The sequence below is a fragment of the Planctomycetota bacterium genome, from assembly GCA_035384565.1.
GTDB lineage: Bacteria > Planctomycetota > PUPC01 > DSUN01 > DSUN01 > DAOOIT01.
Window position 1 is genome coordinate 59,876 of the sequence record DAOOIT010000009.1, and the last position, 22,492, is coordinate 82,367.

Annotated in this window: 14 protein-coding genes; 12 read left to right on the forward strand and 2 right to left on the reverse strand. The window is 69.0% G+C overall.

Translation table 11 applies throughout. The annotated features are described in order from the left end of the window. Positions 1-3 precede the first annotated feature (3 nt). On the reverse strand, positions 4-2,700 hold the full coding sequence (leuS, locus tag PLE19_05245) for a leucine--tRNA ligase (protein ID HPD14331.1): 2,697 nt from the start codon (positions 2,698-2,700) through the stop codon (positions 4-6). A gap of 176 nt (positions 2,701-2,876) precedes the next feature. Here leuS and pabB point away from each other — a divergent pair, with 176 nt between their 5' ends. From pabB to PLE19_05295, 10 genes are all read left to right on the forward strand, one after another. Next, positions 2,877-4,289, forward strand: a complete 1,413-nt coding sequence (gene pabB / locus PLE19_05250) for an aminodeoxychorismate synthase component I (GenBank protein HPD14332.1) — start codon at positions 2,877-2,879, stop codon at positions 4,287-4,289. Beyond that, entirely contained in the window at positions 4,279-5,175 is an 897-nt protein-coding gene (locus tag PLE19_05255; protein ID HPD14333.1) for an aminotransferase class IV, read from the forward strand. The genes pabB and PLE19_05255 overlap by 11 nt, the downstream gene beginning before the upstream one ends. A gap of 12 nt (positions 5,176-5,187) precedes the next feature. Continuing rightward, positions 5,188-5,904 (forward strand): type II secretion system protein, encoded by a 717-nt coding sequence (locus PLE19_05260; protein HPD14334.1) that lies wholly within the window; start codon positions 5,188-5,190, stop codon positions 5,902-5,904. Between the two features lie 334 nt (positions 5,905-6,238). Next, positions 6,239-8,827, forward strand: coding sequence for a hypothetical protein (locus PLE19_05265; protein HPD14335.1), 2,589 nt, complete (start codon positions 6,239-6,241; stop codon positions 8,825-8,827). A gap of 18 nt (positions 8,828-8,845) precedes the next feature. Then, positions 8,846-13,999, forward strand: coding sequence for an ABC transporter permease (locus PLE19_05270; GenBank protein ID HPD14336.1), 5,154 nt, complete (start codon positions 8,846-8,848; stop codon positions 13,997-13,999). Between the two features lie 97 nt (positions 14,000-14,096). After that, positions 14,097-16,169 (forward strand): peptide transporter, encoded by a 2,073-nt coding sequence (locus PLE19_05275; GenBank protein HPD14337.1) that lies wholly within the window; start codon positions 14,097-14,099, stop codon positions 16,167-16,169. Positions 16,170-16,346: 177 nt separating this feature from the next. Continuing rightward, a complete protein-coding gene (locus tag PLE19_05280) occupies positions 16,347-17,321 on the forward strand; it encodes an FtsX-like permease family protein (GenBank protein ID HPD14338.1) in 975 nt (324 codons plus the stop codon). 145 nt (positions 17,322-17,466) lie between these two features. Continuing rightward, the gene (locus tag PLE19_05285) at positions 17,467-18,204 is read left to right on the forward strand and encodes an ABC transporter ATP-binding protein (GenBank protein ID HPD14339.1); all 738 of its coding nucleotides are present in this window, start codon (positions 17,467-17,469) and stop codon (positions 18,202-18,204) included. Next, complete coding sequence (locus PLE19_05290; protein ID HPD14340.1) at positions 18,201-18,947, forward strand: ABC transporter ATP-binding protein; 747 nt, start codon at positions 18,201-18,203, stop codon at positions 18,945-18,947. The genes PLE19_05285 and PLE19_05290 overlap by 4 nt, the downstream gene beginning before the upstream one ends. Positions 18,948-19,187: 240 nt before the next feature. After that, positions 19,188-19,394, forward strand: coding sequence for a hypothetical protein (locus tag PLE19_05295; GenBank protein ID HPD14341.1), 207 nt, complete (start codon positions 19,188-19,190; stop codon positions 19,392-19,394). A gap of 48 nt (positions 19,395-19,442) precedes the next feature. Here PLE19_05295 and PLE19_05300 read toward each other — a convergent pair whose 3' ends face one another. Next, positions 19,443-20,261 (reverse strand): hypothetical protein, encoded by an 819-nt coding sequence (locus PLE19_05300; protein HPD14342.1) that lies wholly within the window; start codon positions 20,259-20,261, stop codon positions 19,443-19,445. A 118-nt stretch (positions 20,262-20,379) separates the two neighbouring features. Between PLE19_05300 and PLE19_05305 the strand changes: the two genes are divergently transcribed. Both PLE19_05305 and PLE19_05310 read left to right on the forward strand, forming a co-directional pair. Then, positions 20,380-21,432 carry a thiamine phosphate synthase gene (locus PLE19_05305; protein HPD14343.1) on the forward strand — a complete coding sequence of 351 codons (1,053 nt, stop codon included), beginning with the start codon at positions 20,380-20,382 and terminating at the stop codon, positions 21,430-21,432. Beyond that, the gene (locus PLE19_05310; protein ID HPD14344.1) at positions 21,425-22,462 is read left to right on the forward strand and encodes a DUF1611 domain-containing protein; all 1,038 of its coding nucleotides are present in this window, start codon (positions 21,425-21,427) and stop codon (positions 22,460-22,462) included. The genes PLE19_05305 and PLE19_05310 overlap by 8 nt, the downstream gene beginning before the upstream one ends. Positions 22,463-22,492 lie beyond the last annotated feature (30 nt).

Consider the following 22,492-nt stretch of genomic DNA (forward strand, 5'->3'; position numbering starts at 1 on the left):
GGCTCAGCCCACGACGATGTTGACGAGGCGCCCGGGCACGACGATGACCTTGCGCACGGTCTTGCCACCGATGTGCGCCTGGGCCTTCTCGTCGGCCAGGGCCGCCGCCTGGATCGCCGCCTGGTCGGAGTCGGCAGGCACGACGACCTTCGAGCGGAGCTTGCCGTTGACCTGGATGGGGATTTCGATCTCCTCGGCCTTCACGGCCTCGGCGTCAACGGCGGGCCACGGGGCGCGGAAGATGCTGGGCCGCCCGCCCAGCCGCTCCCATAGCTCCTCGCACACGTGCGGAGCGAAGGGCGAGAGGCACTGGACGGCGAGGGTGAGGACCTCCTTGACCACGGCGGGGTCCCGGGCCGCCTCGGCGCGGTCGCGGAGCTCGTTCGTCAGCTCCATGATGCCAGCGATGGCCGTGTTGAAACGGAACGGCGGCTCGAATGCCTCGGTGACGCGCTGAAGGGTCTGATGCGCCTTTCGCCGGAGAGCGCGTGAATCGGGGTCCAGTTCCGCACTCCGCACTCCACATTCCACACTCCCCACCCGTTCGGCCCAGCCGCTCACGAGGTCCCAGAAGCGGTTGAGGAAGTGGTGGACGCCCACTACGCCCTCGTCGCTGTAGACATTGTCCTGATCGGCCGGGCCGACGAAGAGGATGTAGGCGTGGACCGTGTCGGCGCCGTAGCGCTCGAACAGCTCATCGGGGGAGACGCCGTTGAACTTGCTCTTGGACATCTTGGCCATTTCGGTGATGACAGGCCAGCCGTCGCTCTTGCGCACGAGCCGCTCGGTGTCCACCTCGCCGACGGGCAGATAGAGGCGTTCGAGGCCCACGGGCGCGCCGTCGTTCTTGCGCACGGTCGAGCCGTCGGGCAGCTTGCGCACCTGGTCCTCGCCCACGGCCTGGCCGTCCGCGCCCCGATAGTAGTCGGCGCGATAGGCGGTGTTGCACACCATGCCCTGGCAGAAGAGGCGCTCGAACGGCTCCTCGACGGCGATGAGGCCCAGGTCGTGCAGCACCATGGTGAAGAAGCGCGCGTAGATGAGGTGCATGGTGGCGTGCTCGATGCCGCCCACGTACTGGTGCACGGGCAGCCAGGCCCTGACCAGCTCGGGGTCGAAGGCGCCGTCCTCCTTGCGCGGCGTGAGGTAGCGCAGGAAGTACCACGACGAGTCCACAAAGGTATCCATCGTGTCGGTCTCGCGGCGGGCCGGGCCGCCGCATTTCGGGCACGGGACGTTGACGAACTCGGGGCAGCGCGCGAGGGGGGATTCGCCCTTGGGCCTGAACTCGACGTTGGGCGGGAGGAGCACGGGCAGGTCGCTCTCGGGCACGGGGAGCTCGCCGCACGTCGGGCAGTAGAGGATGGGGATGGGCGCGCCCCAGTAGCGCTGGCGCGAGAGCAGCCAGTCGCGCAGGCGGTAGTTCACGGTGAAGTCGCCGAGCCCCCTGTCCTTGGCGTGCTGGGTCATGGCGCGGATGGCCTGGCGATTGGGCAGGCCATCGAAGGGGCCGGAGTTCACCTGCACCCCCTCGTCCACATAGGCGGCGGGCATGGCCGCGGGGTCGAGCGTCTGGCCCTCGGGCTGGATGACGACCTTGATGGGCAGGCCGTACTTCCGGGCGAACAGGAAGTCGCGCTGGTCGTGCGCGGGCACGCCCATGACGGCGCCCGTGCCGTAGCCCATGAGGGCGTAGTTGGTGACCCAGATTTCGGCCTTCGAGCCGTCGAAGGGGTTGAGCACGTAGTGGCCGGTGCCGATGCCTTCTTTCTCGCTGGTCTCGCTGGTGCGCTCGATGGCCGACACGTTGCGCATGCGGCGCACGGCCCTCATGTGGGCTTCGCGCTGCGGGTGGGCGGCGAGCAGCGCCTCGACGAGCGGGTGCTCGGGAGCGAGGGCCATGAAGGTGACGCCATAGGTGGTGTCGGGCCGCGTGGTGAAGACGGAGAGGGTCTGGCCGTCGGCGGCGGTGCCGGGCGCGGCGATGCGGAAGTCGAGCCGCGCGCCCTCGCTGCGGCCGATCCACTCCTGCTGCATCTTCAGCACGCGGTCGGGCCAGCGCCCCTCGAGTTTCTTGTGGCCATCGAGCAGCCGCTGCGCGTAGCGCGACATGGCGAAGAACCACTGCTCGAGGTCGCGCTGCTCGACCGGCGTGCCGCAGCGCTCGCAGCCGCCGTCGTGCACCTGCTCGTTGGCCAGCACCGTCTGGCACGACGCGCACCAGTTCACCGGGGCCATCTTCTTGAAGGCCAGGCCCGCCTTGTAGAACTGGAGGAAGAGCCATTGGGTCCACTTGTAGTAGCCGGGGTGCGAGCAGGCCACCTCGCGCGACCAGTCGTAGCCCCAGCCGGCCCGCACCATCTGCGCCCGCATCTTGTCAATGTTGCGTTTCGTGGAGACGGCGGGCGGCACTTGGGCCTTGATGGCCGCGTTCTCGGCGGGGAGGCCGAAGCTGTCCCAGCCCATGGGCGCGAGCACGTTCTCGCCCCGCATCAGGTGGAAGCGGGCGAGCGCGTCGCCGATCGAGTAGTTGATCACGTGGCCCATGTGCAGCGCGCCGCTGGGATAGGGGTACATCATCAGGCAGTAGTATCTCGGGCGCGTGGCGTCGCGCACGTCGCAGCGGAACAGACCTGTCTCCCCCCAGTGCCGCTGCCACTTGGGCTCGATCTCGGCAAAGGGGTAGGATGTTCTGGCCATCGGAGCCTCCGGAGTGGGTTGCCGTGGAAGAGCGGAATTATAGCGCCGCCGGGAGCGGGATGCAAGGAGCCGAACAGTCAGAAGACGGCCCTTGTGCTGCTTGACACTGCCGCGGCAGAGGGGTAGGATCGTGCCCGTGCGAGCGTCGTCGGGGGGAGCAGCGCGGCGGGCACCGAATGGCCGTCCGTCTCATCACATCTGCGCGCCCCGCGACCGTGACGGCTCTTCGTCGCGCTGTCGCCCCGGGGCAAGCCTTCGCCGCGTTCCTCGCGAGGCCCCATGCGTTCTTCCTCGACAGCGGGTTGGCGGGGTCGCCCCTCGCGCGGTTCTCGTTCCTCGGCGCCGAGCCGCGCCTGCGCGTGTCGGCCAAGGGCCGGGCCATCCGTCTCTGCGAGGGCGGCCGGGAACAACGCCTCGAGGGCAACCCGTTCCAGGTGCTGCGCGCGCTGCTCGAACAGCACCGCACGCCGCTCGCGAGCGGCCCGGTGCCATTCCTCGGCGGCTTCGTGGGCTACCTGGGCTACGACCTGTGCCACTTCATCGAACGCCTGCCGCGCACGGCGGCCGACGACCTGGCGCTGCCCGACATGTACTTCGGCCTGTACGAGAACCTTGCGGCCTACGACCACGCGACGGGGCGCTGGTATGCGGTCACGGCCGGCGGCGATGCCGCAGCCGTCGCGCATCTCGACGAGTTGCTGGCCACTGCCGCCGCCCTGCCCTCCCCGGGCGCTCCCGGGCCGGCCTCAGTGGGACCGCTCCGGGCGAACTTCACCCGCGACGCCTATCTGGCCGCCATCCGCAAGGCGAAGGATTATATCGCCGCGGGCGACATTTTCCAGGTGAATCTCTCGCAGCGGTTCGAGACGGCGCTGGCGATCTCCCCCGCCGAGCTGTATGGCCGCCTGCGCCAGGCCAACCCTGCGCCCTTCGCCGCCTACCTGGCGTTGGACGACGGGGCGGCCGTGCTGTCGAGCTCGCCCGAACGCTTCCTCAAGGTGACGGGCCGACGGGTGGAGACGCGGCCCATCAAGGGCACCCGCCCCCGCGGCGCCACGCCAGAGGACGACCGGCGCCTTGCGGCCGAACTCGTGGCCAGCGCGAAGGATGCGGCGGAACTGACGATGATCGTGGACCTCGAGCGCAACGACCTCGGCCGGGTGTGCGACTATGGCTCGGTGCGGGTGGCCGAGCACAAGGCCGTGGAGGCGTACGCATCGGTCTTCCACCTCGTGTCCACCGTCGAGGGCTCGCTGCACGAGGGGCGCGATCTGGTGGACCTGCTCAAGGCCACTTTCCCCGGCGGCTCGATCACAGGCGCGCCCAAGATCCGCTCGATGGAGATCATAGACGAGCTGGAACCCACGCAGCGGAGCGTCTATACGGGCAGCATCGGGTATTTGGGCCTCGACGGCACGGCCGACCTCAACATCGCCATCCGCACGATCCTCGTGCGCCACGACCGAGCGTATTTCCAGGTCGGCGGCGGCATCGTGGCTGACTCGGACCCTGCCGCCGAGTATCAGGAAACACTGGACAAGGGCCGGCGTCTCTTCGCGGCTCTCGGACACTGCTGCTATGAGCATTAGCCCGTCCTACGTCTACGTCAACGGCGAGTACCTTCGTGCGGACGCCCCCGCGGTTGGAGCATCGGACCGCGGGCTGCTCTATGGCGACGGTCTGTTTGAGACGCTGCGCGCCTACGATGGCGTGCCCTTCCTGCTGGACGAGCATCTTGCGCGCCTCAACGCGTCCGCGACGGTTCTGCGGCTGGGCAATGGAGTGGACCCGGCGGCGATCCGAATCGCAGTCACCGAACTGCTGCATCGTAACTGCCTACAGGACGCTTACTTACGCATCACGCTCACTCGGGGAGCCCACACGGGCCAGCTCGACCTGGCTCCGCCGAGCCGACCGACATTGACCATCGTCGCCCGGCCGCACCACCCCCTGCCCCCGAGCCGCTATGACCCCGGTTCCACCGCCATCATCGCCTCGATTCGCCAGAACGCCGATTCGCCTCTCCCTCGTCACAAGACGCTCAATTATCTGGCCAACTTGTGGGCCAGGGCCGAGGCACGCGAGCGCGGCGCTGACGACGCCATTCTGCTGAACACGCGTGGCGAGGTTGCAGAGGCCACATCAAGCAACCTGTTCCTGGTGGCCAGCGGCACCATTGTCACCCCATCGCTGGAGGCGAACATCCTGCCCGGGATCACCCGCGCAGTAGTGCTTGCGCTGGCCCGCCGGGCAGGATATAATGTAAGCGAACGGGTGGTTCGACCTGATGAGCTTTGCGCGGCGGATGAGCTCTTCCTCACCAACTCCGTCGGCGAGCTCGTGCCGATACGGGCCATCGAGGGGCGCTCTGTCGGGCAGGGCAGGCCCGGCGAAGTGACCTGTGGACTCCATAGATCGTACCGAGACTGTGTGCGTACGCACATCTTGAGCGGCCAGCGCGCCGCGACGACCTAAGGAGTGAGCCCAGTGCATCGGACACGTGTGGCGGAGTGCAAGTGCACCGCCCACCGAGGCGGTTTCACGCTTCTCGAGCTCCTCGTCTCCATCGGCATCATCTCCATGTTGGCCGTCTTGCTCTTGCCGGTTGTGCCCATGGCACGGCGCCATGCGCGCGACACCAAGTGCAAGTCGAACCTCAGCCAGATCTGGAAAACGGTCAACATTTACGCCAACAATCACAAGGACACCCTGTTCTCGAACCTCGACACTCCGCTACGCATCAGCAACGTGGCCTACAGTAACGGCCGGCCGACCGGCTTCGGTTGCTTGTACCCCCTCTTCGTCAAGGAGTACGTGATCTTCTTCTGCCCGTCCGATCCTGTCCGCGGGCCTGAGTGGGCCAATGGCTGGGACAACTGGGACACCGAGGACGGCGAGGTGCAGATTTCGTACGGTTACCGCGGCGCCCAGGGTTTCGTCAAGGACCCGGCCCTCCTCGCAGCCATCGCGCTCGATCCCGCCAAGGCTCCCCCGGTCACACTCGCCACCATTGACGCGCACCCCAAGAAGGTGTTCGCGGCCGAGTTCTACGAGCCGTTCCTGGTGCCCGCCCGCGTGAACCACCCGATGCACATCAACCTCATCCGCTGTTGGGGCCAGGTCGAGCACAAGAACGTGACCCCCAGCTTCGGGCCGAACCCCGAGGACTTCGACCTCGCGCTGGAGTTGCTGGAGAGCAACTGAGGCGGGACGGCCGGGAGTCTATGCAGGAATCCGCGCGAGGCTGCGACGTTGCCGGTCCGGCCCACCCGTAGGGAGCGAGGAGGGGGCGGTGCCGCGGGGAACATCGCTGACAGCGACCACTACAGCGGGAGGCATGGAGTCCCGGCGCTGCGGTCCCGTTGCAGAATCCCGCACAGCCCTCTAGCCATCCTCTCGCAGCGGATGCGTTCGCGGCTCCAGACGTTCCCGCGCCCCAGACCGGCGGCGTATCAGCCCTGAAACACGCTTGACCCAAACCCCAACCGCTGGTAACCTCTGCGGCGGCGACCAGTCCTCGGCGTCGAGCGGAAAGCCCATGCCCTGCGTCCCGCGCACCTTCACCTTCCGGGCCTGCCTCATCGGCATCGTGGCGATGGTGCTGATGGGCCTGTGGATCCACTACCACGAGGTGCTGGCCCCCCAGCCCAACATCCTGGCCGAGAACAACCCCCCCGCGAGCGCCGTGGGCGTGTTCCTCGGCGTGCTGCTCATCGGGGCGCTCGTCGCCGCGTGCCGCCGCTCCCTTCGGCTGGCCGCGGGCGAGCTGCTGGTCGTTTACACCATGCTCGTCGTTTCCGCCCCGCTGATGAGCCAGGGCATGTGGCACCGGTTCCTGGGACTCGTCATCTCGATCCCCGACTTCCAGGAGAACATGCCGCTGGTGGACAGCTATTCCGATAAGCTGTGGCCGCACGGGGAGAACCTGGTGGCCAATCCACGTTTCGAGGCGAGACACGCGAAGGGCTGGCGGGCCGAGCCCGCGCACATGGAGCCCGTGGACGTGCAGGTATCCCCCATCGGCAAGACCCGTGGCCTGCGGCTCGTCGCGCAGAAGGAGGGCGATGAGGCGAAGCTGCGCATGGGCCTTCGGCTGGGCGGGCGAGCCGGTGCCCTCGTGCCCGGCGAGCGCTACTATGCGACCGCGTTGTTCAAGCTCTCGGGTTTCCAGAGCCGCTCGGCCCTGGCGATGGAGTTGCTGACCGACGCGGGCGAGCGGGTGCCGATTACGACGCTGCGGCGCGACACGCCCCGCGCCTTCTCGCGCCCCGGCGGCTTTTTGCGGGCCGGCGAGCCGCACCTCACCATGCCGCGAAGCGTCCGCGAGAGCGCGGAGATCGTCTTCACCCTCGCCGGCCCGGGCGAGGCGATTATCGCCGACGTGGTGTTCTTCAGCAACGAGGCGGTGGCGCGGCTACGCAAGGGCGTGGCCGAAATCCGCGAGAGCGACCTCGCCCGGCTGCCCGCGCACGAGCGCGGCTCGCTCGTCGTGCGTCCCGACAGCCTGGCCTCGCCTGCGGGCGTGGCCTACACGCTGAAGGGCTACATCCCCTACCGCCAGTGGCTCACGCCGCTCGCCTACTGGGGCAGCATCGTGATGGCCATGTTCCTGGCTCTCCTGGGCCTCGGTGTCATCTTCCGCAAACAGTGGTCCGAAAACGAGCGCTTCTCGTTCCCCATGGTCGTTCTGCCTCGGATGCTGCTGGAGGAGCGCGAGGACGGCGGCCGCACGATCCGCCCCATCTGGCGCAGGGGGGCTTTCAGGGCGGGCATCGTCGTCGCCCTGGCCTTCTGCCTGCTTCAGGGGCTCAACTACTACATCCCTGGCATGCCGAACCCCACGGTGGAGGTGGACCTGGCGCAGTACTTCTCGTCGCCCGAGATGAAGGCGTTTGTCAACGGCTTCAGCGGCGCGCAGTTCAAGGTGATTCTTCTCTTCACCGCGATTGCGTTCTTCGTGGACCTCGATATGCTGCTGAGCATCGTGCTGTTCTTCTGGCTCTCGAAGGTGCCCTACTACTTCGGCGAGTTGTTCGGCTGGAAGAACTTCAAGGGGCCGATGGACAACTTTCCCTTCCCCCACGAGCAGCACATCGGGGCGTTCCTGAGCCTGGCGCTCGTGGTGTTGTGGACCTCGCGGAGGCACCTGGTCAGCGTAGGCCGCCGCATCCTGGGCATCGGGGGCGGGGTGGACGACTCGGGCGAAGGGATGAGCTATCGGGCCGCGGCGGCGCTCGTCGTGGGCGCCTTCGTGTTCTTCGGCGTATGGGGCGCGATGACGGGCCTGGGGGCAGGGTCGGCGCTGCTGTTCTTCGGGTTTCTGGTCGTGTGTGGGCTCTCGGCCTCGCGGATTCGTACCGAGTGCGGGGCGCCGGCGACCTATTTCACCCCCTACTTCCCCTACCTCATCTTCTTCCTGCTGGGCGGGCTGTTCACGTTCGGCACGCCCACGATGCTGCTGACCTTCGTTGCGGGGGGCTTCATGGCCGTCGCGCAGTTCCTGCTCTTCGCTCCGACGCAGGTGGAGATGCTGCACCTGGCGGAGACGCAGAAGGCCAGCCCGCGCGGCGTGCGCTGGGCGCTGATCGTGGGTGCGCTCGGCGGCCTGCTCATCGGCGGCTACGTGATGCTCGTGTGGGCCTACGGCAAGGGAAGCGACAACATTCCGTACATGAAGGACTGGGCGACGGGGCAGAACTGGTATTTCACCGCGCTGCGCAACGCCACGGCCGAGGCCGACGCCGAGGTGGTGGCCGCCGACAAGCGGGGCGAGACGCCGAAGCCGCGTTACCCGACCGGGCCGCTCATCGGCGTGGGCGTCGGCACCACCATTACGCTGCTCCTTGCGTTCCTCCGGACGCATTTCGTGGGTTTCTGGCTCCATCCGATCGGCTACATCCTGGCGAACAGCTACTTCTGCTACATGTGCTGGGGGTCGCTGTTCGCGGCCTGGGTGATCAAGTGGGTGGGGCTGAAGATTGGCGGCCCGCGGGCCGTGCGCGAGAACATGACGCCCTTCTTCGGCGGCATCTTCGTCGGGTGCGTCGTCGGCATGCTCTTCTGGGACGCCGTCGCCCTCGTGGGCCAGGCAAGGGGGGTGACCGATGTGTTCACGTGTTTTCCGTGACGGTTGAAGGTTAATGGAATGAGAAGGTTCCTGGCCAACGCGGTCCTCTTGCTGGTTCTCGGCGCCGTGTGCCTCGCCGCGCTCTGCACCTTCAACCGCCTCGCCGCGCCGCCGCCGTGCATCCTGCCGCCCTCGGGTGTCGAGCCGCCCGACTATCAGGCCATCGCCTCCGCCGTAACCGAGGAAGGCATCCGCAAGGGCATCGAGGCCCTCTGTCGTCATCCCTCCCGCTCGGCGTGGTCGGAGGGCCTGAGCGGGGTATCCCTGTCCCTCTTGCACGAGCTCCAGAAGCTCGGTTACGAGGTGCAAGAGCAGCCCTTCGCCCTCACAGCGCCTGTCACTCGCGAGGCGCGCATCGGGGATGAGGCGGGGCGCGAGCTGGCCGGCATCGGCATCCACCCGCTCCTGCCCAACTGGTTCCGCACACCGACCACCCCTCCCGGCGGGCTGCGCGGGAAGGTCTTGCGCGGCGAGACGGGGCTGGCGCGCGAGTTCAAGGATGTGGACCTCCGCGGCAACTTCGTGCTCCTGCCCCTCGGCACGCCGTGGACTACCGTGGCCGGCATGGGCGCGGCCGCCGTGCTCTACTACGATGATGGCAAGCAGCTCGCCGGCGCCCGGTGGGGCGACCACGTGGATGCCTCGGTGAACGTGCCCCGATTCTTCGTCACCGGCGACGCCGCGCGCCTCGCAGGCAGGACCGTGGCTATCCAGGTGCGGACTGACCTGGCCGCGGGGCTCGCCTCGAACATCGTGGCGATCCTGGATGCGCCAAACCCCGACGGAGAGGCCGTGGTCGTCCACGCCAACCTCGACGCGCACAGCTATGCGCCTGGCCTGGCCCCGGGGGCGCAGCAGGCGTGTGGGGTCGGCGCTCTTCTTGCCCTGGCGCGGCACCTGGCCGCGGAGAGGGCCCACCATAGGAGAGCCGTCATCCTCGTGGTCACCGAGGGCCGTGCGCAGGGCCTCGCGGGCATGCGGGAACTCATCCGCGTCCTCGGCGCGCGCGAGCGCCGCGAGCAGGCGCGCCAGCAGGCGGCCGCCGAACGGCGCGAGGCGGACGGCCAGGCCATCCCCGCGGAGCTGGCGGCGCGGGCCCTCGAGCACACGGACGCCTGGGCGGCAGCGGCGGAACAGCCGAAGGTGCACCGCGTCCTCAACGACGTGCTTCGAGATGTCCTCAACCAGGAGTTGATGGCCGCCGTTGAGGAAGCGGCCCGGGGGCGGGTGGACTGGGTGCGTGACGGCCTCGCGGTGCACGACGAGTTCGGGGCCGAGGCCAGGAGCTTCGCGGCCTATGGGGAGGCGCGCAGGCGCCAGCTCAAGGTCCAGGCCATCCTCTCCGCGCCGCCCGACAAGCAGAGGGCTCGGCTGGCGGACCACCTGGGCGAGGACGAGGCCCGGCGCCGTCTCCTGAATGCCGCCAGGCAGCGCGTCCAGAATCTCCATCTCCAGCGGCGAGTGGCCTTCGCGCGCGCGGCTCTGGCTGAGAGCCTGTCGGCCTATCGGCGGCTGCTGTTCCTCGGCCTCGACCTCACGGCGCGGAGCGGAAGAATCGGGCTGGTGTGCGGAGAGCCGAAGCAGGTGTCGGCCTGCATGCCGGCCGATGCCGAGGTGGCCACGCAGTTCCTCCGCGCCGCCGACGGTCTTCAGAAGGCCGACCCCGACACGAGCTATCTGAAGACGAGAAAAGGTCAGCCCCGCTTCGCCAACCTGCTGCGCGCCGGCGACACGAGGGACCTCGGCTTCGCCACCGAATGGTACGGCGCGCCGAGCTACTTTGAATCGCTCGCCGCGCTCTGGGCCGGTTACCCCGCCTTCAGCCTGGTGACGCTCGACGACAGCCGCGAGGCGCTCGGCACGCCGTTCGACACGCTCGACAACCTGCTCAGGCCGCCGGCGTCGCCCGACGAGGAGCCGCCGCTGCGGAACCTGGCGGTCGTCACCCGCCTCGTCACGGCGGCGGTGAGCCAGCTCGCCAGGGGCCATGGCCGCCTCGTGCCGCTCGCTCGCGGGAGCGACCTGACGACGATCCGCGGCGAGGTGGTGGCCCAGGTGGGCGACAGCCTGACGCCCAACCACCCGATGCCAGGGGCGCTGGTCCGCTTCGGCCCGCCGCTCGTCCTGGGCAGGCCCACCGTGGTGCCGCCCGGCGTGGGCACCGACTTCGTAGTCACTGCCGACTGGCGCGGCCGCTTCGAGCTGCCCTGCGTCTGGCCCACGCTGCTGTCGCAAGAGTGGAACGGGGAACTGGACCTGGATGCCGCCGTGGTGCGCCCCGAGGACGGCGAGGTGACGTGGACCCTCTCGACGCCGCAGAGCGGCGCGCAGGGGCCGTATCCCGTGCGGTTCGTGCGCCTCGCGCAGTACCGCAAGAGCCAGGCGACGGCGGTGGTGTTCCGCGCGGCGCCCGTGCAGGTGTTCCCGATGGCCGACCCGGCGACGCTGCGGCCCTACGCGGCCTTCGACTTCCTGGAGACGAAGAGCCTGGCCGCGCCGCGCGAGTTCAAGCTCGAGAGCTCGGGCGGCGCCCACGTGTGCTTCGTGCCGCCCGAGTCGCGCCTGTTCTTCACCTTCAAGAAGGGCCGGCCGCGCGCGCCGAATCTGATGGACGTGCGCGCCTTTGCCCTGGGCGCCGACGGCCCGGCCGACGGCGCGCAGCTCGAGGCAGCGCCCGAACTGGCCGGCAAGGGCTACTTCGCGGCCGACACACCGAGCATCACGAACATCGAACTCGATGCCGCGCTAAGCATGGCCCAGACCAACGCGCGCCGCACCCGCCTCCAGGCCCGCTACGGCATGGCCGACGACCTGGTGCAGCGGTACAACAGCCGCGCCGTGGCCCTGGCCGACGAGGCGCACGCGGTCGCCGCCGCGGGCCGCATCGTGGAGGCCAAGCGTCTCGCCAACGAGTCCCTCGCCTACAGCGCGAACATCCATCCCGTGATCCGCAAGAACGCCTCCGACGCGGTCGTCGGCATCCTGTTCTACCTGGTGCTGGCGATCCCGTTCGCGCTGTTCCTCGAGAAGCTGCTCGTCGGGCACCCCGACCTGCGCTGGCAGATCGCCGTGCAGGGCGTCGTTTTCGTCCTGTTCTTCGCGGCGTTGCGGGCTGTGCACCCGGCCTACCAGCTCGTGCGCAGTTCATACATGATCCTGCTCGGGTTCATCACGTTCGCCCTGGCCGGGCTGGTGACGGCGTTCCTGGCGGGGCGGTTCAGGAAGAACATCGCCGAGTTGCACCGGCGGCTCCAGGAGCGGGCCGAGGCGGCCGACGTGTCGCGCGCGGGCGCCCTGGCCACGGCCTTCCTCCTCGGCCTGTCGAACCTGCGCAAACGGCCCGTGCGCACCAGCCTCACCATCGGCACGCTCATCCTCACCACCTTCGTCATGCTCGGCTTCGCCTCGCTCACGTCCGACGCGGTGGACATCGAGTTCCCCCTCGGCAGAGCGCCCTACACGGGCCTGCTGCTGCGCGACCGGGGTCTGAGGGACGTGGCCGACGCCGCGGCCCCGTTGCGCGAGCTGTACGGCGAGAAGCACGTGGTCGTGCCGCGCGACTGGGCGGGCAACTTCGAGATTCCCCTGGGCAAGGCGCCCGAGCTGGCTGAGTTCGCCGTCTCGCACGCCGTGGGCGAGCGCACCTTCGAGGCCACGGCCAATGCGCTGCTGGGCCTGGGCTGGCGCGAGCCCGAGGTCACGCCGGTCCAGGGGGCCTTTGATGTGCTCGTCCGCTGGTTCGCGTCGAACACCGAGCTGGCCTGCTTCGTCTCACGCGCGATGGCCGACCAGTTGCACCTGGCTGACGAGGCGGTGAAGGCGGGCACCGCGACCGTGAGCCTGGGGGGGCGCCAGTACGCCGTGCTGGGCATCTTCAACGGCCCGCGGCTCGAGGCGGTGCTGGACCTCGACGGCGAGCCGCTGCTGCCGGTGGACATTCTGTCGGTGCGCGCCCCGGCCCAGGCGGGCGGCGCCGCCTACAGCGAGGAGGCCACCGAGATCCCCGACAACGTGCCCCGCTTGCCCGCCGACCGCGTGGTGATCGTGCCCGTCGAGGCCATGCCGTCGCGCAACCTCACCGCCTCGGTGGCCGTGGCGCTTCAGGGCCTGGACTACCGGGCCGCCCGCGAGGCGATCACGGCGCACCTCAAGCGCTCCGCCGAGCCGACCTACTACGGCCTCGACGGCGTGGCCTTCTACGGCGGCCGCTTCCGCATGCCGTCGCTGGAGGGCGTGCTTGAGCTGCTGCTGCCCATCGTGATCGCGGCGCTCACCGTGCTGAACACCATGCGCGGCAGCGTGTACGAGCGGCGGGGCGAACTGTACGTGTTCAACGCCGTCGGCCTGTCGCCCAGCCACGTGCGGGCGCTGTTCCTGGCCGAGGCGAGCGTGTACGCGGTCGTGGGCGCCGTGGGCGGCTATCTGCTCGCGCAGGGGGTGGGCGCCGGCCTCAAGGCCGCCGGGCTCACGGCCGGGCTCACGATGAACTACTCGTCGCTCGCCAGCGTGCTGGTGAGTGTGGTGATCATCGGGGTCGTGCTCGGGTCGAGCCTCTACCCCGCGCGGCTGGCCGCGCGCCTGGCCGCCCCCGCCGAGACGATGACCCGCCACCGCGAGACCGCGGCCGGCGACGCCCTCGAGCTCGACCTGCCCTTTACCTTCAACCGCCGCGACCGCGTGGCGATCGTGCCGTATTTCACCGACTGGTTCGAGAACTACGGCGAGGGCTCGGCGGGCGAGTTCTTCTGCACGCCTCCGCAGTGCGGCGTGCGGGCCGACGAGGCCGGCCGCGCCGAGCCGTTCGTCGAGACCACCACGTGGCTCAAGCCCTACGACCTGGGCGTGAGCCAGACCGTGACCCTGGTCGTGCGCCGCGTTGTGGGCGGGGCGTCTCTGCCTCGCAGAGAGAGAGAGGGCAGCACGCGGGGCACAGAGGCCCCGCCCACAGCCGAGACGTCCAACTCACGCGAGCGGGAAGACAACGTGGCCACCGTGGTGATGACGCGCAAGAGCGGCGACAAGGAGTCCTGGGAGCGCTGCTGCCACGCCTTCATCGGCCTGTTGCGCAAGCGCTTCCTTACGTGGCGCGCGATTCCCGACGCGGAGCGGCAGAGGCTGCTCGAGCGGGGAAGGCGCATGCTGGAGGCCGCGGCCGTGATGCGTGAAACGTGATGGGTGAGAAGGCGAGACGAAGAGAGGCGCTTGCCTTGCTCTCTTCTCCTCCCACGCATCACGTATCACGCATCACGCATCGAACAGGAAGCACTCTGTGAGCGTGGATGCCCCTCAGCCAAAGCACCCGCATCCGGTCATTGACCGCGAGCTGGAGGAGTATCGCAACCTCCTCGAGACTCCGTCGCGTTTCGGCTCGGGGTTCACGTGGGCCTCGGTGGCGGGCGCGCTGTTCTGCGGCCTGTTGATGTTTCCGGGCGCGATCTACCTGGGCCTCATGTCCGGCGTCGGCATGAACGTGGCGGCGACGTGGGTGACGGTGATCGTGTTCTCCGAGGTGGCGCGGCGCGCGCTGCGCGCGATGACGAAGGAGGAGATGGTCATCCTGCTGATGGTGGCGAGCGCGATGATCGGCGGCAGCGCGCTCCTGCCCGGCGGGCCGTTCGGCCAGCTCATCTGGCGCCAGTTCCTCGTCACGTCCGACGCGGTGAAGGATGCGGGCCTCTACGGCCAGTTCCCCGCGTGGTTCGCGCCGGCGCCCGATTCGCCGGCGCTGGTGAACCGCACGTTTTTCGACTCGGCCTGGGCCGTGCCGATCGCGCTGCTGGTGTTCATGGCCGTGATCGGATTCGTCCAGCAGTTCACCCTCGGCTACGCGCTGTTCCGCCTGTGCTCAGACGTCGAGCGGCTGCCCTTCCCGATGGCGCCCGTGGGCGCGCAGGGCGTCATGGCCCTCTGCGAGGGAGAGAAGGGCGACCGCACGTGGCGCTGGACGGTGTTCTCGCTGGGCGCGATGGTGGGCGTGGCCTTCGGCCTCGTGCAGGTGGGCGTGCCGGCGGTATCCAGCGCCTTCCTCGAGAAGCCCATCGTCATTCTGCCCATCCCGTGGTTCGACCTCACGCGCGTCACCGAAGACATCCTGCCCGCCACGCCTACCGGCATCATCCTGGACCTGGGGCTCGTCCTCACGGGCTTCGTCATCCCGTTCTGGGCCGTCGTGGGCTCGGCGCTGTCGGTGGTCCTCACCTTCGTGCTCAACCCGATTCTCTACCGCGCCGGCGTGCTCGCCTCGTGGAAGCCCGGGATGGACACGATCAACACCCAGGTGTGCAACTCGATGGACTTCTACTTCAGCGCCGGCATCGGCATGGCGCTTGGGGTGGCGGCGGTGAGCGTGTTCCAGACGGTGCGGCAGCTTCGCGCCTCGCTGCGCGAGATGAGGGCCAACCGGGCGGCGATCGGGGGCGGGGCGTCCCTGTCCCGCGGATCGCAGCGTGGGGACACGTCGCCCCCAAGCCTGTGGGCCACGCCGCCCGGGCGCGGCGACTGGTCGCTGAAGCTGTGCGCCATCGGCTACGCGGTCTCGGCCGCCGCGGTGGTGGCGGCCTGCAAGGCCCTCGTGCCGGGCTTCCCGCTGTTCTTCCTCGTCCTCTTCGCATTCGCCTACACGCCGCTGACGTCGTACCTCAACGCGCGCATCGCGGGCATCGCGGGGCTGCACGTGGACATCCCGTTCGTGCGCGAGGCGTTCATCCTGTTGTCGGGCGCGCGGGGCGTGGCCCCCTGGATTGCGCCGATGCCGATCGAGAACTACGGCGGCATGGCCCAGAGCCTGCGGACGCTCGAACTGACAGGCACGCGGCTGACGAGCCAGGTGAAGGCCTGGCTGCTCACCACGCCGCTCATCTTCGTGCTGTCGCTGGTGTTCTGGAGCTTCCTGTGGGCCGACGCGCCGATCCCCTGCGACCTGTATCCCTATGCGCAGAAGATGTGGGACCTGACGGCGAGGAATACGATGATCCTGTGGACCGCCACGACGGGCGAGCCGGGCACGGTGACGCTCTTCGAGCGCTCGTTCCATCCGGAGTTCCTGGGCGCAGGCTTCGGCTTCTCGGTGCTGCTGTTCGCCGTGCTGTCGGCGTTCGGGCTGCCGACGATGCTGGTCTATGGACTCGCGCGGGGCCTGGGCGCCATGCCGCACGGCCTGTTGCTGGAGTTGACGGGCGCCCTGCTCGCGCGCTACTACCTTCACAGGCGTTTCGGCCGCAAGCCGTTCCTGCTCGCCGCCCCGATTCTGCTGGCGGGCTATCTCGTGGGCACCGGCCTCATCGGCATGGTGGGGGTGGCCATAAGGCTGATCACCTCCGCGATCTCCATGGCCCCATTCTGAGGAAGACCCGAAACTCGGAATCCGAAACAATGTCAAAGCATAGAACCTCGAAGCACAAAACGAGCTGCATCGCAGGCGAGTCCCCTGGTCTCCGAGTCTTGTTTGGGTCTCTCGGGAATTGGGGTGTTGAGTCTGTTTCGGATTTCGAGTTTCGGGTTTCGGATTTGGTGTAACCTCATGGCCCAATCCGACACGATTCATTCAGGCGGCGAGGTGCAGGACCAGGTAATCCTCCCGCTGCGCGTCGCGGTGGGCATCTGCCTCCGCGGCATTCGCACGCGGTTGGGGCGGTCGGTCATCACGCTGTCGGGCGTGGCGCTGGGCATCGCGTTCCTGATGGCCGTGCTGTCGGGCTTCCACATCCAGCGGGCGATGAGCGCCGAGGCGGCCCTGGCCCGCGACGTCGAGCGCCGCCTGGCCGCGCTGCGCGGCGAGGTGGGCACGCTCAAGGGCAAGGCGTTCCTCGCCCTCGCGGCCCGGCCGAGCGACGCCGACGTGGCGTTCCTCGACGCGCTGGCGTCGGCAGGCGCCGTGGTGCATCGCGGCGCGCCCGCCGAGGCGCCGGAGGGCCTCCGCGGCGCGCTTCTCCTGGGCGACTATGAGCCGCTGCTCGCCACGGCGGCCCCTGCCGAACCGTTCTTCGTCTTCCGCAGGCCCACGGCGGCCGACGCGCGGCTCCGCTACCTCGGCCTCGAGCTTCGGCCCGAGGGGGTGGCCCTCGCGGCGAAGCGCGAGCGCCAGGCCGCGTATCGCATGGCCTGGATCGTCGCTGTGTCCCTGCTCGTCACGGTCGGGTGCATCGCCAACGCCATGCTCATGTCGGTGACCGAGCGTTTCCGCGAGATCGGCACGATGAAGTGCCTGGGCGCGCTGTCGAGCTTCGTGGTCAAGCTGTTTCTCATCGAGAGCCTGCTGATGGGCCTCGCGGGTGCAGTGCTGGGCGTGACGCTCGGCATAGCTTTTCCGCTGGCGGCCTACGGTTACACGTTTGGCGTGGGCCGGGTGGTGGGCGCGGTGAGCTTCGGCACGCTGGGGCTGTACGGCGGGCTGTGCCTGGCCGCCGGCGTGGCGCTGGCCATGGTGGCGGCCATCTATCCCGCGCGCGTGGCGGCGAAAATGGTGCCCGCGGCAGCCCTCGCATCGCATGTGTGAGGGGTGGCACGTGATGCGTGATGCGTGAGAAGAGAAGAGCGTGGCGCGCTTTTCCTCCTCTCACGCATCACGCATCACGAGACTTCGGCATACGAGGAAGACTGTGGAACCCAGCGCGAGTGCCCTTCACGACCTGCTCTACGGAATGGACGATGCCTCGGCGCGCCGCACCGTCGTCTCGGCGCGCGAGGTGTGGAAGGTCTATCAGATGGGCAGCGTGGAAACCCAGGCCCTCCGCGGCGTGTCGCTCGACATCTTCGCCGGCGAATACCTGTCCATCATGGGGCCCTCGGGCAGCGGAAAGAGCACACTGTTCAACATGATCGGCGGGCTTGACAAGCCGACCTCGGGCAAGGTGTTCATAGACGAGGTGGACATCGCGCAACTCGACGCCTTCGAGCTGGCGTGGCTCCGCTGCCGGAAGATCGGCTACGTGTTCCAGACGTTCAACCTCATCCCCGTGATGACGTGCCTGGAGAACGTGATGCTGCCGATGGTGTTCGCCGGGCTGTCGAGCGACGACGCGCGCGAGAAGGCGGCATGGCTGCTCAAGCTCGTGGGCCTCGGCGAGCGCCTCAAGCACAAGCCGCCCCAGCTCTCGGGCGGCCAGCAGCAGCGTGTGGCCTGCGCCCGCGCGCTCGCGAACGACCCCGCCATCCTGCTCGCCGACGAGCCGACCGGCAACCTCGACCTGCGGACCGGCGAGGAGATCATCGATCTTCTTCATCGCCTTAAGGCCGAGCACGGCGTCACCATCATCACCGCCACCCACGACATGAAGATGCTCGCTGTCTCGGACCGCGTGGTGTGGATTCGCGATGGGCTGTGCGACCGCCTCGAGGAGCGGAAGGACCTGGAGATCAAGGTGGGCGAGATCCGATGACGAACTGCCGCGACGCGATCATCCAGGCCCGCGGCGTCCGCCGCATCTACCGCCTCGAGGGCGAAGAGGTGCACGCTCTCCGCGGCATTGACCTCGACATCGCCCGCGGCGAGTACCTCTCGATCATGGGCCCCTCCGGCAGCGGCAAGAGCACGCTGTTCAACATGATCGGGGGGCTGGACCGCCCCACGGCAGGCGAAATCCTGCTGGACGGCAAGGACATCGCATCGCTCACCGAGCGCAAGCTGGCCTGGCTGCGCTGCAACAGGATTGGCTACATCTTCCAGACGTTCAACCTGCTGCCCACGCTCACGGCCCTGGAGAACGTGCGGCTGCCGCTCGTCTTTGCGGGTGTGAGCCCGTCGGAGGCCGATCGCCGCGCCGCCGCCACGCTCGAGCGCGTGGGCCTCGGCCACCGCCTGCACCACCGGCCCCCCGAACTCTCCGGCGGTCAGCAGCAGCGCGTCGCCTGCGCCCGGGCGCTCGTCAACAACCCCGCCGTCGTCCTTGCCGACGAGCCCACCGGCAACCTGGATCTGCGGACGGGCGAGGAGATCCTCGCCCTGCTCCGCGAACTCCAGCGCGAGCGCGGCGCCACGGTCGTGTGCGCCACCCACGACATGAAGATGCTCGCCGCCTCCGACCGCGTGGTGTGGATTCGCGACGGACAGATCGAGCGGATCGCCCACCGCGCCGAGCTTGATATCACGGTCGGCACCATGGACGGGCAGACCGTGGCGTGAGCCAGCGGCCGGGGAGGTTCACAGAATCGGCCAGGTCGCGGGCCGTCCGGTCTGGCCGGGTCGCGAGCGGAGCGCTCGCCGTTCCGGTGCGGTGCTGCACCAGAACGTCCATCCCCGCCTGGGCGGCAACGAGCTAGTTCATAGCTGGCAAGCACTTACGTTTCGGAGGGCGGCCGGCGCGGCATTTGCTGCTGGGGCCGTAGTTCCGGGTGTTGTCTGATTCGGTCAGGAGGATGGCTCATGCCAGAGGCAAGCCGCCTGGAGGTGAAGGGCTGGCAGCACACGTGCCCCAAGTGTGGGTACGAGAACGGCTTCCACATCAGCTTTCGCGGGGACGCGCGGCCCGAGGCGGGGGGCGAGACAACGGTGTGGCTGATCTGCCCGAGCTGTAGCGCCCCCTTCGATGTGGGCCTGCGCGTGCGTCTCGCGGATGTTCCAAAGGCGTGAATCGCGCGCCGGGCCGCGTCACCCGTCTGCCAACGCCTGCCGGACGAGTCAACCCAAATGGGCGTGAGCCGCGGCATTCACCTTGTTGAGCAGTTGCGTGGCCTGCTTGTTCTTCGGGTCGAGCTTCCGGGCCCGCTTGCATAGCTTCCTCGCCCGCTCGTACCATCCGCCCTCATAGAGATCGCTCGCCGCCAGAATGTACCCGAGCGCGGGATGACCGTCGTACATCTCGTTCAGCAGCAACTCCAGTGAACTGGCCGCGCCGGAGCCGCTCTTCCCGGGCTGGCCGTAGACGGCCTCCACCAGGGCGTCGTTATCCACCAGCGTCCGCGCCAGCAGGGGGCTGTCGCGGTGCTCGGCGAGAACGCGCCGCAGGACCACGCACGCATCGTCGAAGAGCTCGACCGCGTAGTTGAACTCCCGCAACAGGGCTCGGCGGGCGCGGTCAATGATCCGCTCGCCTTCCCGCAGGAAGCCTTCCACGTGTTTGGGCGCGTTGGGCCGCTGAAGCACCTTGCGGAGAGCGTCGTACTTCGGCTCGTACCGCTCGACCTGGTAGGCGTTCTCCTTCGTCTTCATGCACTGGTGGAAGAGCGAGCCCACCAGGATGTCGAAGAGCATGGCCGAGCTGGCCTCCATGACGTCGGCACGCTCCTGGCTGCGAAACAGCCAGTGGCACTCCTCCTTGAGATCGAAAAGCTCGTTCTCCACGAAGGCGTCGAGCTCGACGAACGGAATCCCTCTGATATCGCCCCGCCGCCTGACCATGTCGTTCAACTTGGCGCGGGCGCGCAGAAACAGGAGCGCGAGGCCTGCCACCCGCTCCTGCTCCTCGCGCGTCATCCGCAATCCGGCCGTCGGTGCCACGGCACGAGCCTCCTCTGCACGTCCGCTGCATCGCCACTCCACGCCGCCGCATCCTACCACAGCGCGCTGCGCGGATCAAGCTCTTGCACGCCGCGCGCCCTTCTGCTACGATCTGGCCATGGCTGAACCGGCAACGCTGCGAATCCTGGACGCCAATGCGAATCGGGCGCGCGAGGCGTTGCGTGTCGCCGAGGACTATGCACGCTTCGCCCTCGACTCGGCCCGCCTCGCGGATGCGCTCAAGGGCCTCCGCCACCGCCTCCGCGGCCAGCTCGATGCCCTCGGCATCCCCGGCGAAGCCCTTCTCGCCGTCCGTGACACCCCGGGCGACGTGGGCACCGCCCTCACAGCGCCCGCCGAGCTGCGCCGAGCCTCGGCTGCCGACGTGGCGAAGGCCGCCCTCAAGCGCCTCGAAGAGGCCCTCCGCTGCCTCGAAGAATACGGCAAGACGCTCAGCCCCGACGCCGCCCGTGGCATCCAGCACCTCCGCTACGCCGCCTACGAGCTCGAGCTCCAGCTCTTCAAACTCCCGCGCGGCCGCCTGGCTCAGGCACAGCTCTACGTCATCCTCGGCCCCGCGCAGGGCCGGCACACCGACCTCGCAGAAGCCGGGCGCGCGGCACTGCGCGGCGGAGCCGACATCCTTCAGCTCCGCGATAAGAGCGCCTCCGCGCCCCAGCTCCTCGCCCTCGCCCGCCAACTGCGCGAGGCCACCCGCGAGCACGACGCCCTCCTCATCATCAACGACCGCCCAGACATCGCCCTGCTCTGCGACGCCGACGGCGTGCACCTGGGCGCCGACGACCTGCCCCTCCGCGCCGCCCGCCGCCTGCTCGGCCCCACCCGTATCCTCGGCGCCACGGCCAACACGGTGGAACTCGCCCAGCAGGCCGAGGCCGAGGGCGCCGACTACATCGGCTGCGGCGCCGTCTTCCCCAGCCCCTCGAAGCCCGACCGCGAGGTTATCGGCCCGGTACGGGCCGCCGACGTGGCCCGAGCCGTCCGCATCCCAGTCTTCGCCATCGGCGGAATCACCACCGATAATGTCGGCGAGGTCCTCGCCGCGGGCGCCGACCGCGTCGCCGTGATCAGGGGCATCCTGGACGCCGACGACGTCGAGGCCGCCGCTCGCGCGTTCTGCGACAAGCTCCGAGGACCGCGCGATGCTTGAGAACCGCCGCGTCCTCCTCCTCACCGACGGCCACCTGGGCGTCTTCACCTCGAAGACGGCCACCTGCATCCTGCGCTACCGGCCCCGCGACGTCGTGGCCCTGCTCGACCGCAACGAGGCCGGCCGCGACCCCGCCGACCTCGTGGGCGTGGGCCGCGGCATCCCCATCGTCGGCTCCGTCGCCGAGGCCATGCGCTACCAGCCCCGCTCCCTGCTCATCGGCATCGCCCCCGCCGGCGGCGCCCTGCCCGACGACTGGCGCCAGTTCATCCGCGAGGCCATCGAGCGCGGCCTCGACATCATCAGCGGCCTCCACCTCATGCTCGCCGACGACCCCGAGTTCGGACCCCTCGCGCGCGACCACGGCGTCACCATCCACGACGTCCGACGCCCCCCCGAGGGCATCCCCCTCGGCGCCAACCTCGCCCGCACCCTCCCCTGCAAACGCATCCTCACCGTGGGCGCCGACTGCGCCATCGGCAAGATGCTCGTCGCCGTCGAACTCGCCGACGCCCTCGCCCGCCGCGGCCGCGACGCCCGCTTCGTCGCCACGGGCCAGACCGGCATCATGATCTCCGGCTCCGGCATCGCCATTGACCGCGTGATCTCCGACTTCGTGCCCGGCGCCGTCGAGATGATGCTCGTCGAGAACAAACACCACGAGGTCCTCGTGGTCGAGGGCCAGGGCACCCTCATCGAGCCCGCCTACTCGGGCGTCACCCTCGGCCTCATGCACGGCTGCGCCCCGCACGGCATGGTCTTCTGCCACCAGCCCACCCGCACGCGCCTCCGCCACCACCCCGAGGTGCCCATCCTGCCCCTGCCCCAGTTCATCGCCCTCTACGAGCGCCTCATGGCCCCCCTCTTCCCCTCCAAGGTCATCGGCCTCGCCCTCAACTGCGTGGACCTCTCCGATGCCGCCGCCCGCGATGCCATCGCCCACGCCGAGGCCGACACCGGCCTCCCCGCCACCGATGTCATCCGCTTCGGCCCCGACAAGCTCGCCCAGGCCGTCGAGGCCCTCCTCTGACCCCGCCCGCCCATACCTGCTCATCGCTCG